The following is a 15,868-nucleotide window of genomic DNA, read 5'->3' on the forward strand; positions in this document are numbered from 1 at the left end:
GGCCATGATCTCGAAGATCCTCGACTTCTCCGTCCACCAGCGCTGGCTCGTGGTCCTGCTGTCGCTGCTCGCGGCCGGCTTCGGCGTGTTCTCGCTGACCAAGCTCCCCATCGACGCGGTGCCGGACATCACCAACAACCAAGTGCAGATTAACACCACGGCGCCGTCGCTCTCGCCGGTCGATATCGAGAAGCAGGTGACCTACCCCGTCGAGACCGCGCTCGCCGGTATCAAGGGCTTGGAATACACGCGGTCGCTCTCGCGCAACGGCTTCTCCCAGGTAACGGCCGTGTTCTCGGAGAAGCTGGACATCTACTTCGCCCGCCAGCAGGTCGCCGAACGCATCGGCGAGGCGAAATCGACCCTGCCGCCGGGGGCCGAACCGCACATGGGCCCGATCTCCACGGGCCTCGGCGAGATCTACATGTGGTCGATCCACTACGCGAAGGCCGGGGAGCGCAAGGTCTCGCCCGACGGTAAGCCCGGCTGGCAGGACGACGGAAGCTACCTGACCCCGGAAGGCCAGCGCCTCATGACCGAGCTCGAACGCACGGCCTACCTGCGCACGGTCCAGGACTGGATCATCCGCCCTCAGGTGAAGACCGTGCCGGGGGTCGCCGGGGTCGACAGCATCGGCGGCTTCGACAAGCAGTACCATGTCCAGCCGGACCCGATGAAGCTGACCGCCCTCGACCTGTCGTTCGCCGACATCGGCCGGGCGCTGGAGGCCAACAACGCGAACCAGGGCGCCCGCTACCTGGAGGACAACGGCGAGGGCTACGTCGTCCGTGCCGCCGGCCGCCTGGAGACCATGGAGGACATCGGGTCCGTGGTCGTGACCACGCGCGGCGGCGTGCCGGTCCGCATCTCGGACATCGCGGAGGTCCGGATCGGGCGCGACCTGCGCACCGGGTCGGGCAGCGAGGACGGGCGCGAGGTCGTCATCGGCACCGCCCTGATGCTGATCGGCGAGAACAGCCGGACCGTCTCGGCCGCCGTCGACGCGCGCATGACCGAGATCCGGCGCACCCTCCCGCCCGGCGTCGAGGTCCAGACCGTGCTCAACCGGACCCTGCTGGTCGAGGCCACCATCCGGACGGTCGCCAAGAACCTGGCGGAGGGCGCCGCCCTCGTCATCGTCATCCTGTTCCTGCTGCTGGGCAACATCCGCGCGGCCATCGTCACGGCGCTGGTGATCCCGGTGGCGATGCTGATGACCATGACGGGCATGGTCCAGGGTCGCATCAGCGCCAACCTGATGAGCCTCGGGGCGCTCGACTTCGGCCTCATCGTCGACGGGGCGGTCATCATCACCGAGAACGCCCTGCGCCACCTCGCCGAGAGACAGGGGGAGCTCGGGCGCAAGCTCGACCTGGAGGAACGCCTGGTCACCGTAAGGGCCTCAGCCGAGGAGATGATCAAGCCGTCCCTCTACGGGCAGGCCATCATCATCCTCGTCTACGTGCCGCTCCTCACCTTCACCGGCGTCGAGGGCAAGATGTTCGAGCCGATGGCGCTCACCGTCATCATCGCCCTCGTCTCGGCCTTCGTCCTGTCGCTCACCTTCGTGCCGGCGATGATCGCCATCGTCATCACCGGCAAGGTCACGGAGAAGGACAACGTCCTCATCCGCGGGATCAAGGCCGCCTACCGACCTGTCCTCGGCGCCGCCCTGCGGGTCCCGATGACCTTCGTCGCGGTCGCCCTGGTCCTGCTTGTCGGGGCCGGGTTCCTGTTCACCAAGCTTGGCCAGGAGTTCATCCCGCAGCTCGACGAGAAGAGCATCGCGCTGAACGCCCAGCGCATCCCCTCGACCTCCCTGACCCAGTCGCAGGCGATGCAGCTGAAGGTCGAGCAGGCGATCAGCAGATTCCCCCAGGTCGCCTACGTCTTCTCCAAAACCGGCACCGCGGAGGTCGCCTCCGATCCGATGCCGCCGAGCTCGTCCGACACCTTCGTCATCCTGAAGCCGCAAGGTGAATGGCCCGACCCGGACCTGTCCAAGGCCGACCTGCAGGAGCAGATCGAGAAGGCCCTCGGGGCGCTCGCCGGCAACGTCTACGAGTTCTCCCAGCCGATCCAGCTTCGCTTCAACGAGCTCCTGGCCGGCACCCGCGGCGACCTCGCCGTCAAGATCTTTGGCGAGGAGTTCGAGCCGATGCTCAAGGCGGCCAACCAGGTCGCCGCGATCCTGCGCGGCGTCGAGGGCGCCGACGACGTCAAGGTCGAGCAGACGGCGGGCCTGCCGTTCCTGGAGATCAAGATCAACAAGACCGAGGCCGCTCGCCTCGGCCTGAGCACGTCCGCGATCCAGGACGTCATCGGCGCGGCCATCGGCGGGCGCGAGGCCGGCATGGTGTTCGAGGGCGACCGGCGCTTCCCCATTGTCGTGCGCCTGAACGACAAGGTGCGCGAGGACCGCGAGGCGCTGGAGAACATCCCGGTGCCGCTGCCCCCGGGCGTCAACGGGCGTGCCGCCTCGGTCCTCCTGAAGCAGGTCGCGAGCTTCTCGGTCACGGAAGGACCGAACCAGATCTCGCGCGAGAACGGGCGGCGCCGGGTCGTGGTCACTGCCAACGTGCGTGGCCGGGACATCGGATCGCTCGTCGCCGAGGCGCAGGTTAAGGTCGCATCGGGAGTTCAGCTTCCTGCCGGCTACTACGTGACCTGGGGCGGCCAGTTCGAGAACCTCGCCTCCGCCCGGCAGCGCCTGATGGTCGTCGTCCCGGTGTGCTTCTTCCTGATCTTCCTGCTACTGTTCTCGGCGCTGAACTCGGCCCGGGACGCACTGCTGGTGTTCAGCGCCGTCCCGTTCGCGCTGACGGGAGGCATTGCCGCCCTGTGGCTGCGCGGGATGCCGTTCTCGGTGCCGGCGGCGGTCGGCTTCATCGCCCTGTCCGGGGTGGCGGTGCTCAACGGCCTCGTGATGCTGACCTACATCAAGCAGCTCATCGCCGAAGGGCGGCCTAGGCGCGAGGCGATCCTGGAGGGCGCCATGACCCGGCTCCGTCCGGTGGCGATGACGGCGCTGGTGGCGTCCCTCGGTTTCGTGCCGATGGCGCTGGCGACCGAGACCGGGGCCGAGGTTCAGCGCCCCCTGGCGACGGTGGTGATCGGCGGGCTCATCTCGGCGACCCTGCTGACCCTCGTCGTCCTGCCGGCGCTCTACGCCAGGTTCGCGGCGGCCATCGCACCGGCGAAGGCCAGGGTCGCGGACGGAGGAGGCGACGAGCGTCCGGCCCTTCCGCAGGCCGCCGAGTAGCCCGGGGTTTGAGGAGTGCGCCATGGTCGGCAGGGTCTACGCGGCGCTTCTCGCAATCGTGTCGGCGTCTTCCGCGATTGCGCAAGAGGCGCCCTTCGGCCTCGCCTGGGGCCCCGTGACGGACGTTCCCAGGCCCTCGATGATCGACCGGGAGGCCAACGTCACGGCGTTGACCTACCTGCACGACAAGCCCCTTGCGTCGGGCGCCGACACCGACCGGGTGATCCTGGAGGTCTGCAGGGACGAGGGGCTTCAGCAGGTCATCTGGCTGAGCCGGCCCCTCCCCGATGCCGAGTTCTCTGCGCACTATGACGCCATCCTCCGGGAGGGCATCCTCCGGCACGGGCCCGTCTCGGTTGGAGGCGCATTCGGAGGCCGTGGCCTGGCCGAAGGCCCGGACGCTCCTCGCTTCCGGCAGGCCCGGGCCGGAAGGCCGGAGGCTGGTGATGCTATCTCGCGGCGACCGCTACGAGGCCTGTTCCCGGGCTCATGCTTCGGCGACGGGCCATCCGGCGAACATCCATGCCAGGCGCCTCATCGAAGGGGACGGCGACGGCCCGCGGTAGCGGGACCCTAATGCGGACCGCGAAGATCCACGGAAGAACGTTCCCTTATCCATGCTCGGCTTGAAAGTACGCACTTCGCGGAACGGTCTTGGAAGCATGGCCGTTCCCCGATGCCACCGGACCGGTCCCAGACCCGATCCAGGCCACCGATAACCCACGAGGAAGCCCCATGAGGAAGTCCCTTTTCGCCGTCGCCGCACTGGCCGCGCTCAGCGCCATCGGCATCGCTGCACCCGCCTCGGCCGCTCCCGGCATGATTGGCGCCGTCGATGCCACGACCAACATCGTCGACGTCCGCATGGACGGCATGCATGGCCACCGTGGGCATCACATGCGCCATCACCACCACCGCGGCCACATGATGCGTCACCATCACCATCACCGTGGTCACATGATGCGCCACGGTCATGGCCATCGCCACCACCGCATGTGATCGTCCAGGGGCCCTTCGGGCCACTTCACATATCCGCACGCGCCGCCGTCGAGCTTAAGCCGAGTGCTGTCCTTTCGTCCCCTCCGTAACATCTCGACCGTGGTGGTGCTCAGCGCCGAAACGGCCCACCCCGAGCGAGCGTCGCAATCCAGGAGGGGGCCGGACCATGGCCGTCGGACGTTCCCGGGATCAGATGTCGATCCGGGCGCCGATCTCGACCGCCCGGTCGACCGGGATGCGGAAGTAGCGGGACGCGTCCGTGGCCGCACGGGCCATGGAGATGTAGAGCCTGTCCTGCCACACCGGCATGCCGGTCTCCGGTGAGGCCACCAGCACCCGCCGCGTCAGGAAGTAAGACAGGTCGCCCTTGTCCAGACCCGCGGCTGACAGGGCGCGCGGAAGGTCGGGCAGTTCGGTGAACCCGAAGCGCACCGTCACGCAGGAGAAGGCATCGGACAGTTTCTTCACGGCGACGCGCTCGGCGTCGGCCACCCGCGGCAGGTCCTCCGTGACGACGTGCAGGATGAAGTTGTTCGCGTGCAGCACCCGGTTGTGCCTGACGTTGTGCATCAAGGCCCCCGGGGTATCGCCGGGCGTGCCCGTGAGGAACATGGCCGTTCCCGGCACCCGCTGGATCGAGCCCGTCTCGGCCATCCGCGTGAACTCGGTGAGCGGTACGCGCCGACGGTGGATCTCCTCGGCGATCAGGGCCGAGCCACGCCGCCAGGTCCACATCGCCGTCACGAGGGCGGCACCGATGGTCAGCGGTACCCAGCCGCCATGGAGGATCTTGAGCGCGTTGGCCGAGAGGAACACCATCTCGATCAGCAGGAACGGCGCGATGACCGCGGCCGCGACCGCAGGCGACCAGCGCCAGACCTTCCAGGCGACGACGAACAGCAGGCAGGCGGTGATGACCATGTCGCCGGTGACCGCGATGCCGTAGGCGGCCGCCAAGCCGCTCGACGACTTGAACAGCACCACCACGAACACGACCGCGACGAGCAACCACCAGTTCACCCGCGGGATGTAAATCTGCCCCCTCTCGGTCTCGGAGGTGCGCAGGACGCGCATGCGCGGCAGCAGGCCGAGTTGCATCGCCTGCTGGGTGATCGAGAAGGTGCCGGTGATCACCGCCTGGCTGGCGATGACCGTCGCCACGGTGGCGAGTAGCACCATCGGCAGCAGGGCCCAGGACGGATAGAGCAGGAAGAACGGGTTCTCGGCCCGCTCGGGGTGGGCGAGCAGCATGGCGCCCTGGCCGAGATAGTTCAGGGCGAGCGCCGGCAGCACCAGCCCGAACCAGGCCGCGCGGATCGGCGTGCGACCGAAGTGTCCCATGTCGGCGTAGAGCGCCTCCGCGCCGGTCACTGCGAGGAACACGGCCCCGAGCGCCAGCAGGCCGGCCGTGCCGTGGCTCAGGATGAATGATACGCCGTGGGCGGGGTTGAGCGCCCCCAGGATGCTCGGGTCGTCGACAAGGTGGCCGAGGCCGCCAAGCCCCATGACGGTGAACCAGAACGCCGTGAGGGGGCCGAAGAAGGTCGCCACCCGCGCCGTCCCGTGACTCTGGACCGCGAACAGGCCGATGAGGATGGCGAGGCTGATGGGCAGGACGTACGGATCGGTGGCCGGGGTCACCAGCTTCAGCCCTTCGACCGCGGAGAGCACCGACATGGCCGGGGTGATGATGGCGTCGCCGAAGAACAGCGAGACGCCGACCATGCCGAGCACGATGACGAACCCGCCGGAATGGCCCAAGGCACGCTGGGCCAGCGCGACCAGGGAGGGCGTGCCGCCCTCGCCGTCGTTGTCGGCCCGCATCACCAAGAGCACGTATTTCAGCGTGACGATGAGGATGAGCGCCCACAGGATCAGCGAGACGACGCCGAAGACCATCTCGCGGGTCGGCGCGTGCCCCCCTCCGGCGGCGGCGTGGAGGGACTCCTTCAACGCGTAGAGCGGGCTGGTGCCGATGTCGCCGTAGACCACACCGACCGAACCGAGGGTCAGCGCCCAGAAGCCCGTCTTCGGGCCATGCCCCTCATCGGAGGGCAGCGGGGTCTCGGACGTCGCGAACTCGGTCCTGGCGATTGCGGGCATCCACGGGCTCCACGTCCGCGAACGTGGGAGGCTCGCAAGGCAAGCCTCAACGGTCGAGGGGCCGGGAACGTTCGCCTAAGCCGAAGACGAATATCCCGGTCTCGGCGGACCGGCGACGGGGCGGGGAAACGTTCGAGCACGCGGAACGTCGGGCATCGGTGACCTTACCCACGACGACGTCACGCTCCACGGTACGGGGCGCATCACCTCACCGGTGGTGATGACCTGCGGGGTGACCCTCTTCCCGCGCCTCGCCCAGGTCCTCCGCAAGGCCTGCGGCACACTCCTGAACATCCCGGCGAGGGCACGTACCGAGGTCGTCTGGAACGGCGTAGCTCGGCCGCCGGTTGACGGGCATGAAGTTCCTTTCGACGCTCCTGATCGCGACCGCCCTCTGCGCCGGAATGCTGGCCGTCGGGGCCCATCGAGCCGGCGACTTGCCCGAACCGGAGCAGTGGGCCGTCTCGACGGGGGCTGAGGCGATGATCGGGACCGCCGGATCGGCCGATGTCGGTAGCTCGCACGACCCGAACCCGGCCGTGCTTGGCCGGATGTCCGGTGAGGCATCCAACGCCGTGCGTGGGGCCGCCTACCGGGACGGCGGGCAAGGCTGATCCCAAGCGTTCCCCGAGCCGTCAAAATCCTAGGGCGCGGGGAATCCAACGAGCGCCATCGGGGCCAACCCGACCCGAACCGTCGCCCCCCGAAAGGTCGCACGCGGAGTTCCGGGACATCGCCTGGCGCGGGCTCGGATCGTTCCATCACGCCCCCTGTTACCGCCGCGCAGGATTTTCAGGAGAAGGATTTGGCGTTCACGCGGGAACAGGGCGCGGTCCGGCCGTTGCTTGCCGATGACCGGATCGACGAGCGCGGGGACCAAGAGGCCCGTCGGGCCATCGCCACGGGCGAGGCCATCCCGCGCGGCGTCCGCTCCGCGGGCATCCTGGTCTTGAGCCTCCTCGGGATCGTCTACACCCTCTACGTCGGTCAGGAACTGATCCTGCCCATCGTCCTTGCGCTCGTCCTGAAGCTTCTGCTCGCGCCGGCGATGCGGGTCCTGCACAAGCGCTTCCGGCTGCCGAAGGCGCTCGCCGCGGCACTGCTGATCCTGGTGGTGTTCGGGGCCATCGGCGGCGTCGGCTTCACGGCTTCGATACCCGCGTCAGGTTGGATACGGCGCGCTCCCGAGAGCCTGCCGCTCTTGAAGGAGAAGGTCGAAGCGCTACGCCGGCCCCTGGATGTCCTCCAGCAAGGCCTGCAGGCCCTGGAGAGCATCGCCGCGGCCAATGAGCAGGAGGGCGCGGGCGACGTCGTTACCGCAAGGCCCGCCTCCACGCTGGCGGGCAACCTGATGAGCGGCACCGCCACCCTCCTGACCCGCTTCTTCACGACGATGATCCTGCTCTTCTTCCTCCTCGCCTCTGGCGACCGCCTGTTGCGCGGGTTCGTCGAGGTGCTGCCGACCTTCTCCGGCAAGCGTCAAGCCGTGGAGATCGTCCAGGAAATCGAGACCAACATCACGGGTTACCTTGTCACCATCACCATCATGAACGGCGGCGTCGGCGTGGCAACGGGGTTCGCCATGTGGGCCTGCGGACTGGACACGCCGCTGCTCTGGGGCGCGACGGCCTTCCTGCTCAACTTCATCCCGATCCTCGGGCCCCTGGCCGGGATCGTGATCTTCTTCGTGGTGGGCGTGCTCAGCCTGGACTGGCCTTGGTTCGCGCTCCTGCCCGCCGGTCTCTACCTGCTGATCCATATCGCCGAAGGCGAGATGATCACGCCTCTGCTCCTGGCCAAGCGCTTCACGCTCAACCCCTTCCTCGTGATCCTCTCGGTCTTCTTCTGGCACACGCTCTGGGGCATCCCGGGGGCCTTGCTCGCGGTGCCGCTGCTGGCGATGATGAAGATCGTGTCCGACCACGTAGAACCCCTGAAACCCCTGGGCCACATGATCGGGTCCTGATCGATGGACGGTCCATCGGCGACGTCCGGGCCCGGACGCATGCCGACGTGGGATCGGCGGCAAGGGCGCTCCCATCATCGCTCGAACGTCCGTCGGGATTCCCGGTGCATCCTGCGCTCGGCCGTCCTCGGGAGTGACGGAACGGCCCGTCGTTCGACACGTTTCGGACGGCATCTGAGTCGGCGGGGAGTTCAGTATGCGACGTCGGACCTCTCGCTTGACCGCCCTGTCTGTCATCCTCGGGACGGGCATGCTGACCGCCGGTCATGGTGAAGCGCAGGAGGCAGCCTGCGGGGACGGTCCCGTAAAGATCCTGCCCGACGATACCCTGAGCCGGATCGCGAGCCGCTGCGAAGTGTCGGAAGGCGCACTCCTGGCCGCCAATCCGTCCATCTACGGGTCGGGCGACCTGCAGGTTGGCGCCACCCTGCGCCTGCGGACGGCGACCGGCCAGGGTCTCGCGGATCGCCTCAACCACCTGGGGCGCGAGGCCAACGATGCCGTGGGCCGCATCGCCGGTCAGGTCGGCGCCTCCGCCCAGGACCTGCTCGACCGCAATCCCGACCTCAAGGGACGGTTGGAGCGGCTCGGTCGGCGGATCGGCCTGGCCGATGGTGCGGGCGCCCCAAGCCTCACCCTCTCGCCGGACCATGGCTCGCCAGGCTCGACCGTGACCCTGACGGCCACGGGCCTGCCGAGGGACGAGCCGCTCCTGGTCGGGGTCGGGACGCCCAACACGGCCTTCCAGGTCCTGCAATCCGCCCGTACGTCGGGCAAAGGCACGCTGGACGTCGAGGTGAAGGTTCCCGAGCGCCAGGGCGACACCCGCCTCGTGTTCGTCCTGCGAGACGGAGACGCGGTGAAGCTGACCAGCAAGCCGTTCCAAATCGCGCCCTGACCGCGAGGGCCGTCAGGGCCGGACCAGCATCCAGACGGCCATGCCGACCATCATCAGGTTCTCGGTGAGCGAGACGAAGCCGAGCGGCACGCTGGCCGAGCCGCCGACACAGGCGCACTTGATCTCGCGCCGGTCGACGTAGACCGCCTTGAACACCGAGACAGCGCCGACCGTGCCGATGAACAGGGCGACCGGGATCGACAGCCAGGAGAGAGCGCCCGCTGCCATCAGGATGCCGGCGAGCGCCTCGCAGAACGGGTAGGCGTAGGCGTAGCGCACCCAGCGCCGGGCGAGCAGGTCGTAGCCCAGGAACATCGACGAGAAGCTTTCGACGTCCTGCAGCTTGAGGATGGCGAGCACGCACATGCTGAAGGCGATGAACCACTCGCCCGCACGCACCGTCAGCAGCGTCCCGAAGGCCGCGTAGCTCGCCGCCAGCGCCATCAAGGCCGTCATCGCGAACACCGCCGCCACGGGCGTGTAGCTCGTCGCATTCGGGTCGGCGACCGGCTTGCCGAGGTGGCGACGCAGGTCGTCGTAGCCGCCGATGCGCTCACCCGCGATGAAGGTTTGCGGCGTTGTCTTCACGCCGTGCTCGGCCTTGAAGCTGTTTGTCTCCTCACGCGTCGTCAGCCAATGGTCGTCGACCTGGAAACCCTCGCGTTCGAGCAGGTCCTTGGTCTTCAGGCCGTAGGGGCAGACATGCTTTTCCATCACCATGCGATGCACGGTGGCCCTGCGGGTGGTGTCGAGCATCGAGGGATCCTTTCGGAATGCGCTAGGAGGTGGGTCACCCTAACCCTGACAACGCGACCGCGGCGTTCGGCTTCCCGACCTGCGTCGCGCGGAAACTCATGAGCCCGAGATGGGGCTTCCCACGGTTGGAAGGTCAAGGACCGGATCGTCGGGGACTCGGCCGTATAGACGTCGTGCCAAGCCACCGCGGGACCGGATACGGAACGTCCGGGACGGGCGGGTGTTTCTGAACCTCCGACCGCTGCGGACATCGGCCTCGCCCCCGCCGGTCCGACCGCCCGTATTCCCGGACGCCCCGGCACCGGTTTGAACGCGGCGCCCCCTTCAGGAACCCGATCCCGATGAAGCTCTCGTTTGCCCTCGCCGCCGCGGTCGCGGCGTCCCTGCTCGGACAGCCGGCCTTCGCCGGACCCGCCACCGCCCCCGTCGAGGCGCTCTCGGCCGGGGCTCTGCCGACCAGCTACGTCCAGTTCCGGCGCTTCGGGCACCGGCACCACGGCTTCCGACGCGGCTACGGCTACCGTCGGGGCTACGGCCGTGCTTATGGCTACCGCCGCGGACCGGGCGTCGGCGCGGCCGTCGGCGCAGGCGTGGCAGGCCTCGCCGCTGGCGCCATCATCGGGGGCGCCATCGCCAACTCCCAAGCGCAGGGCGCAGTCGGCTCGGAGGCCGTGGCAGCGTGCGCCCGCCGGTTCCGGTCCTACGATGCGTCGAGCGGCACCTATCTCGGCAACGACGGCGACCGCCACGCCTGCCCGTAAGCGCGGCGTCGCCCCCTCGTGATGTCAGCCCGAAGCCAGCGTCAGGCCGCCCACGTTCGCGGCCATGACCAGGCAGTAGCCGGCGAGCAGCACGATCCCGAGCACGCCCAACAGGATGTCCGAGCCGCGCGGTATTCCGCCGGAGCCGTCGGCGAACGCGAGTTGCTTCCAAGGTCGTCGACGGTTCGGGACGCGCTGCAAGGTGTGCCTCGGCTGCTCGGCTGACTTGTTGTGTCTCGATACCGGGCCTTGTGCGGCGCGGAATGCTTGTCGTTCCCGGTCAGGACAAGAGGGCGACGAGAAGGCAGAGCAGGACGATGCATCCGAGGATGGCCAAGCCGGCCGCGTGAATGGCACCAGGCGGCGCGTGGGTGGCGTTATCGTTGGCCGGTCCTGGGAGTTCGCTGGGCCAGCGGCGCCACTTGCGGCAGGCCGAGGGCGCCTGAACCCACTGGACTTGGGTATCCGGACCCGGCTCACGTCGGCATGTCATGGGCGTGATACCGGGTGCGGACCTGGTCGGGTGCGAGATCGGTCGCCACGAGCCCTCCGCCGTACCGGGCCAAATCCTCGACGGAGCTGTCGGTCGCCGGAGCCGGTCCGGTGACGAGATCACCCGGTGGCGAGACGATGCCGGACCGTCTCCGGAGCGCGCGGACCAGCCGTGCCGTTCGACGCATCGCTTGCCTCATGGCAATCCCCACCGCTGGACCGAGAAGAAGTCCGGACCGTCGCCGAGGCAGGACCCGGACGGACAAGGCGATGGCCAGGACCCCGTATGCGTCCACATCGAATGCAAGCCTAGCGTGGAAAGGGCTCAGTGGGCTGTCAGGTTTACCCTGACGGGGTTGCGGTCTTCTCTGACTGATCGGGGCACCTACAGCGACCCAGATGACGAGGTGAGCCGGAAAGGCTGCGCCGGATCCGTCCAGGCGCGTTCGTCGGCGCCGGAACGCCGGTCGAGCCTTTCCTACCACCGCGCGGCCAGGCATGGCCTATCCGGAGTCGCTCCATGAAACGCATCGCAGTCGCCCTCGCGGCGGTATCGAGCCTCGTCCTGTTCGCCCCGTCGAGCGAGGCAAGGCCCTTCGGCAGGGGGCATGGTTTCCACGGATACCACGGCGGCTTCGGCGGCTTCCATGGACATCACCGCGGCTTCGGTGGCTTCCGGGGCCATCATGGCTTCCGCGGCATCGGCTTCCGCTCGCACCGACACGAGTTCGGCGGCTATCGCGGGTTCGGCTTCCGGCATGCCCGCTACGGGTACGGGCGCCATTACGGACGCTACGGTTACCGTCGCGGCTATCGCGGTTTCGGCCTCGCGAGCGGCGTTGGCCTCGGGCTCGCCGCCGCGGCGATCCGGCCGGCTTATTACGGCGCCGGATACGGCCGACCCTACGGCTACGGCTACGGCTATGGATACGGCTACGCCCCGGTCCGCTACGGCTACGGCCGCCCGTACCTCGGCTGCGGCTACTAAGCCCTGCACGCGCGTGGAGGGCTTGGGCCGCCCGTTGCAGGTCCAAGCCCTCGAATGACGGATGTCGGCCCCGTGCCGAGGCTTCCCCAAATCGAGGTGAACCCGATGAAGAACATCGTTGCAACCGCGCTCGTCGCCAGCGCATTCGTCGCCGGTCCCGCGCTCGCGCAGGACAAGGCCATGCAGAAGCCAGCCGGCGACCAGACCGGCCAGATGAAGGCTCCGGCCGCCGGGACCGCGATGCCCACGTCGGCGGGCGGGATGGGCGGCATGACCATGGCCGACACAGCCACCGCCAAGATCAAGTTCGTCACCGCCAAGCCGGCCGAGGTGACCTCCTCGAAACTCGTCGGCAAGAACCTCTACAACAAGCAGAACGAGAACGTCGGGGAGATCGAGGACCTGGTCATCGACGACGGCAAGACCGTCTCCGGCATCGTCGTCAGTGTCGGCGGCTTCCTCGGGATGGGCGAGCGCTACGTTCTGGTCGATCCCGCGTCGGTGTTCCTCCACCGCGCCGACGGCACGCTCAAGGCCATGGTCGACACCGACAAGGACACGCTGAAGAACGCGCCGGAGTTCAAGTACGACAAGAAGAACTCCTGATCGCGACAGTGCGACCGGGCAACGTCGCCCGGTCGCCCGCCTTGCCTCCCCGGGCAGGCAATCCGGCAACGGTCAAGCGCGGTCCGGTCGTCCCGGCGTCGGGATAAACCTGACACGTGTCGGTGAGAACGGCGACCCGGTGCCGACATGCTTGTCGGTGCCGTCGAACCGGGCGCTAATCGACGTCGTCACGAGAGTGTCGTGCGGGCCGGAGAGCGAGCGCCAATGATCATGGAAGTCATCAAGCAGGGCGCGCGCGCCCGTTCCGCCGGCAGACCCAGGGATGCTTGCCCCCACCCGGCCGATTCTCGCGAACGTCGAGCCTGGTACGAGGGCTACGACGGGTCAGTATGGGATCTCGGCATGCGAGCGCCCCATCCGGCCATGGCGCTCCGGATCGCCGCCGCGGCAATGGAGACCACGGTCGCCCTGAACCCAGCGGTTTCCCGGATCTAGGAAGACCGGAGAGTATCGAGTCTTCGCCAAGGGTGCTCGGGCTTGGATCGGAGAGCCCCCGCGTCGCCGCTTCGGGTCCGACGATAGGGCATGTCGGACGAGGATGATGAGACGCAAGCACCAGCCATCCCTTGAGGGTCGGACCCTTGGCCGGCTCGAAAGGGTGGTCACCGCCTTAGTGGAGGCAGGGCTCAACGAACGCGACGCCGCGCCGCCGAACCTCGTCGCTCGTCTGCGCCACCTGGAGCAAGGGGTGCTCGCATCAGGCGGCGACCGGCAGGTCCTGCAAGTCATCGCGTCCGGTCGCCGCCTTCTGTGAGACGAACGAAAGCCGAGCTCGTCTCTCGGAGCCGCGCGCCTCGACCCGGATGATGCGCCACCCTAGCTTCCTCGACCATGAACGCCGGCAGCGGCCGTCGGACGAGATGGCATCACGGGCTGGCGGACGGTGCGAGCGGAAACACCGGCTACGGACGGTTTCCTTCGAGTGCCGCTTATGACCATTCGGAGAGACGACGTCGACGCCAAACACGACCGACCCGAACTGAACCGCGGTAACGGCCGTACCTTCACCGCGCTCGCTTTTGCGGCCGCGATCCCTCTGCTCCTGCTGAGCGGCTGGGTCGCCACCCTGATGGCCCAGCAGCAGCGCGACCTCACCCGCGGCGCCGCGGTGGCCAGTGCGACACGCGTGGCCGAGCGGGTCGCCTCCGACATCGCCGCGCAGATCGGCGTCCTCGAAGCGGAGGCGGCATCCGCCACCCTCGACAAGCCGGATCTAGCCGCCTTCTACGCCGAAGCCGAGCGGCTCAAGCGGGCACGCCCGTTATGGGAGACGGTAGAGCTCGCGAGACCGGACGGCGTCCAGATCGTCAACCTGCTCCGCTCCCTCGACGACGAGCTCGGACCCACCGCCGACCGCCGAAGCTTCGATGCGGTCGTCGGGACGCATCGCCCCGTGGTGGGCGGCATCGGCCCGGTGGGACCGGTCTCGGGCAAGCGCCTCGTCGCCCTACGGGTCCCGGTCATCAGGGGTGGCGAACTCCGCTACGTGCTGTCGGTCGGTCTCGCCAACGATGCGGTCAGCTCGATCCTGCGCGACGCCGGCGCATCGGATGGCTGGGTCGGGACCATCGTCGACGCTGACGGCAACACCATCGCCCGCACCCGCGCCGAAGCTGAGGAACTCGGGCAACCGGCCGATGCCGCCCTGCGTACGGCCATCCGGCACGCGCCCAACGGCTTCTACACGGGCTCAACCTTGGAGGGTTCGAACGTCGAGGTCGTCTACCGCACGCTGAAGGACACCGGCGGCTGGTCGGTGCATTTCGGGATGCCGGCCGCGACGCTGAACGCGCCTGTCCTGCGCTCGTACCTCGTCCTGGGCGGAGGCAGCGTGGTCAGCATCGGCCTTGCACTGGCGCTGGTCGGCCTGGTGGGCCGCGACATGGCGCAGCGACGGTCCGGCGAACGGGCGCGGTTCGCCCTGGCGCTGAGGTCGAGCGAGGAGCAGGGCGCCGTTGCCACTGAGGCTGCGGAACTCGGTACGCTGCGATGGGATACGGTCCGGGGTAAGGTGACGGGTTCGCCGCGTGCGGCCCAACTGCTGGGTTGGAGGGCCGACGTCGCAGAGGATGGCGAGACGGCGGCCGATGCCGGTTGGGTGATCGGCATGGTCCATCCGGATGACCGCGCCCGCCTCTCCGACGACCTGCACTGGAGCCTGGCGGACGGGGGGGCGTTCGACGTCGAGTTCCGCGTCGACGGCAGGTGGCCGGAGCCGCGCTGGGTACGCCTTGTCGGCCGCGCGCCCCGCCTGCGTGACGCCGCCTCAGCCGGTTTGGTCTATGGCGTGGTGTCAGACATCGAGCCACGGAAGCGCGCCGAGGCGGAACGCCTCGAACTCCTCCGCCGCCTTGGCGAGGCGCAGGAGAACGAGCAGCGCCGCATCGCGCGCGAACTCCACGACCAGGTCGGCCAGACCGTGACCGGGCTATCACTCGGCCTGAAGAGCCTGGAACGGCTCCTCGATGTCGGCGGCGCGATCCCTGAGGCGGGACGTCAGGTCCAGTGGCTGCAGACCCTCGCGGGCGAGATCGGGCGCGACATCCACCGCGCCGCCGTCGACCTGCGCCCGACCGCCCTCGACGACCTCGGCCTGCACGAGGCCCTCGCCACCCTGCTGCGCGAGTGGGGTCAGCGCCATGGCGTCCGCGCCGACCTGGAGTTCCTCGGCGAGCCCGTGCGCCTGCCCGCCGCCGCCGAGGGCGCGATCTACCGGATCGTCCAGGAGGCGCTCACCAACGTCCTCAAACACGCCAAGGCCGACACCGTCAGCGTCTCGGTGGAGCACCGTCCTCAGGAGGTGCGGGTGATCGTCGAGGACGACGGCGACGGGTTCGATCCCGAAGCCGTTTCCCGGCCGGCCGTGGACGGCTCACCGGCCAAGCCGCGCCTCGGCTTGTCCGGCATCCGCGAGCGCCTCTCCCTCCTCGATGGCACCCTCACGTTGGAAACCTCCCCGGGCGTCGGCACGACGCTGTTCATCCGCATCCCAGTTCCGCAGGCCGCCTGCGCATGA

14 protein-coding genes and 2 pseudogenes are annotated in these 15,868 nt (G+C 68.6%); 12 read left to right on the plus strand and 4 right to left on the minus strand.

Annotated elements, in window-relative coordinates:
• Positions 1 to 4: 4 nt before the first annotated feature.
• Both FVA80_RS09590 and FVA80_RS09600 read left to right on the plus strand, forming a co-directional pair.
• On the plus strand, positions 5 to 3,262 hold the full coding sequence (locus FVA80_RS09590) for a CusA/CzcA family heavy metal efflux RND transporter (RefSeq protein WP_246692336.1): 3,258 nt from the start codon (positions 5 to 7) through the stop codon (positions 3,260 to 3,262).
• Between the two features lie 735 nt (positions 3,263 to 3,997).
• Positions 3,998 to 4,261 (plus strand): hypothetical protein, encoded by a 264-nt coding sequence (locus FVA80_RS09600; protein ID WP_147908710.1) that lies wholly within the window; start codon positions 3,998 to 4,000, stop codon positions 4,259 to 4,261.
• 189 nt (positions 4,262 to 4,450) lie between these two features.
• Here the strand turns inward: FVA80_RS09600 and FVA80_RS09605 are convergent, their stop codons facing one another.
• Positions 4,451 to 6,364 (minus strand): potassium transporter Kup, encoded by a 1,914-nt coding sequence (locus FVA80_RS09605; protein ID WP_147908709.1) that lies wholly within the window; start codon positions 6,362 to 6,364, stop codon positions 4,451 to 4,453.
• 175 nt (positions 6,365 to 6,539) lie between these two features.
• Between FVA80_RS09605 and FVA80_RS32160 the strand changes: the two are divergent.
• From FVA80_RS32160 to FVA80_RS09625, 4 genes and pseudogenes are all read left to right on the plus strand, one after another.
• A pseudogene (locus FVA80_RS32160) lies at positions 6,540 to 6,629 on the plus strand (ion transporter); the annotation flags it as partial.
• A gap of 91 nt (positions 6,630 to 6,720) precedes the next feature.
• Positions 6,721 to 6,978, plus strand: coding sequence for a hypothetical protein (locus tag FVA80_RS09615; RefSeq protein ID WP_147908708.1), 258 nt, complete (start codon positions 6,721 to 6,723; stop codon positions 6,976 to 6,978).
• Positions 6,979 to 7,169: 191 nt separating this feature from the next.
• Complete coding sequence (locus tag FVA80_RS09620) at positions 7,170 to 8,330, plus strand: AI-2E family transporter (protein WP_147908707.1); 1,161 nt, start codon at positions 7,170 to 7,172, stop codon at positions 8,328 to 8,330.
• A 217-nt stretch (positions 8,331 to 8,547) separates the two neighbouring features.
• Positions 8,548 to 9,228, plus strand: coding sequence for a LysM domain-containing protein (locus FVA80_RS09625; protein WP_187193637.1), 681 nt, complete (start codon positions 8,548 to 8,550; stop codon positions 9,226 to 9,228).
• 12 nt (positions 9,229 to 9,240) lie between these two features.
• On the opposite strand, the gene FVA80_RS09630 is transcribed toward FVA80_RS09625, so the two are convergent.
• Positions 9,241 to 9,984, minus strand: a complete 744-nt coding sequence (locus tag FVA80_RS09630) for a glutaredoxin (protein WP_147908705.1) — start codon at positions 9,982 to 9,984, stop codon at positions 9,241 to 9,243.
• Between the two features lie 341 nt (positions 9,985 to 10,325).
• Here FVA80_RS09630 and FVA80_RS09635 point away from each other — a divergent pair, with 341 nt between their 5' ends.
• Positions 10,326 to 10,745, plus strand: coding sequence for a BA14K family protein (locus FVA80_RS09635; RefSeq protein WP_147908704.1), 420 nt, complete (start codon positions 10,326 to 10,328; stop codon positions 10,743 to 10,745).
• A gap of 24 nt (positions 10,746 to 10,769) precedes the next feature.
• Here the strand turns inward: FVA80_RS09635 and FVA80_RS30440 are convergent, their stop codons facing one another.
• Both FVA80_RS30440 and FVA80_RS09645 read right to left on the minus strand, forming a co-directional pair.
• On the minus strand, positions 10,770 to 10,946 hold the full coding sequence (locus FVA80_RS30440) for a hypothetical protein (protein ID WP_187193638.1): 177 nt from the start codon (positions 10,944 to 10,946) through the stop codon (positions 10,770 to 10,772).
• Positions 10,947 to 11,221: 275 nt separating this feature from the next.
• Positions 11,222 to 11,425, minus strand: a complete 204-nt coding sequence (locus FVA80_RS09645) for a hypothetical protein (RefSeq protein WP_147908702.1) — start codon at positions 11,423 to 11,425, stop codon at positions 11,222 to 11,224.
• Between the two features lie 332 nt (positions 11,426 to 11,757).
• On the opposite strand from FVA80_RS09645, the gene FVA80_RS09650 reads away from it, so the two are divergent.
• The 5 genes and pseudogenes from FVA80_RS09650 (at position 11,758) to FVA80_RS09670 (ending at position 15,868) form a co-directional block, all read left to right on the plus strand.
• Entirely contained in the window at positions 11,758 to 12,225 is a 468-nt protein-coding gene (locus FVA80_RS09650; protein WP_147908701.1) for a hypothetical protein, read from the plus strand.
• 105 nt (positions 12,226 to 12,330) lie between these two features.
• Positions 12,331 to 12,831, plus strand: a complete 501-nt coding sequence (locus FVA80_RS09655) for a PRC-barrel domain-containing protein (RefSeq protein ID WP_147908700.1) — start codon at positions 12,331 to 12,333, stop codon at positions 12,829 to 12,831.
• 231 nt (positions 12,832 to 13,062) lie between these two features.
• A pseudogene (locus FVA80_RS32165) lies at positions 13,063 to 13,124 on the plus strand (hypothetical protein); the annotation flags it as partial.
• 269 nt (positions 13,125 to 13,393) lie between these two features.
• On the plus strand, positions 13,394 to 13,606 hold the full coding sequence (locus FVA80_RS09665) for a hypothetical protein (RefSeq protein ID WP_246692337.1): 213 nt from the start codon (positions 13,394 to 13,396) through the stop codon (positions 13,604 to 13,606).
• A 177-nt stretch (positions 13,607 to 13,783) separates the two neighbouring features.
• The gene (locus FVA80_RS09670; RefSeq protein WP_147908698.1) at positions 13,784 to 15,868 is read left to right on the plus strand and encodes an ATP-binding protein; all 2,085 of its coding nucleotides are present in this window, start codon (positions 13,784 to 13,786) and stop codon (positions 15,866 to 15,868) included.

Source organism: Methylobacterium sp. WL1 (assembly GCF_008000895.1).
Classification (GTDB): domain Bacteria; phylum Pseudomonadota; class Alphaproteobacteria; order Rhizobiales; family Beijerinckiaceae; genus Methylobacterium.

Excerpts from the sequence above, each read along its gene's own strand:
- FVA80_RS09590 (WP_246692336.1), top strand. The coding sequence starts at position 5 with ATGATCTCGAAGATCCTCGACTTCTCCGTCCACCAGCGCTGGCTCGTG.
- FVA80_RS09650 (WP_147908701.1), top strand. The coding sequence starts at position 11,758 with ATGAAACGCATCGCAGTCGCCCTCGCGGCGGTATCGAGCCTCGTCCTG.
- FVA80_RS09630 (WP_147908705.1), bottom strand. The coding sequence starts at position 9,984 with ATGCTCGACACCACCCGCAGGGCCACCGTGCATCGCATGGTGATGGAA.
- FVA80_RS09605 (WP_147908709.1), bottom strand. The coding sequence starts at position 6,364 with ATGCCCGCAATCGCCAGGACCGAGTTCGCGACGTCCGAGACCCCGCTG.
- FVA80_RS09665 (WP_246692337.1), top strand. The coding sequence starts at position 13,394 with ATGAGACGCAAGCACCAGCCATCCCTTGAGGGTCGGACCCTTGGCCGG.
- FVA80_RS09600 (WP_147908710.1), top strand. The coding sequence starts at position 3,998 with ATGAGGAAGTCCCTTTTCGCCGTCGCCGCACTGGCCGCGCTCAGCGCC.
- FVA80_RS09670 (WP_147908698.1), top strand. The coding sequence starts at position 13,784 with ATGACCATTCGGAGAGACGACGTCGACGCCAAACACGACCGACCCGAA.
- FVA80_RS09655 (WP_147908700.1), top strand. The coding sequence starts at position 12,331 with ATGAAGAACATCGTTGCAACCGCGCTCGTCGCCAGCGCATTCGTCGCC.
- FVA80_RS09635 (WP_147908704.1), top strand. The coding sequence starts at position 10,326 with ATGAAGCTCTCGTTTGCCCTCGCCGCCGCGGTCGCGGCGTCCCTGCTC.
- FVA80_RS09615 (WP_147908708.1), top strand. The coding sequence starts at position 6,721 with ATGAAGTTCCTTTCGACGCTCCTGATCGCGACCGCCCTCTGCGCCGGA.
- FVA80_RS09645 (WP_147908702.1), bottom strand. The coding sequence starts at position 11,425 with ATGCGTCGAACGGCACGGCTGGTCCGCGCGCTCCGGAGACGGTCCGGC.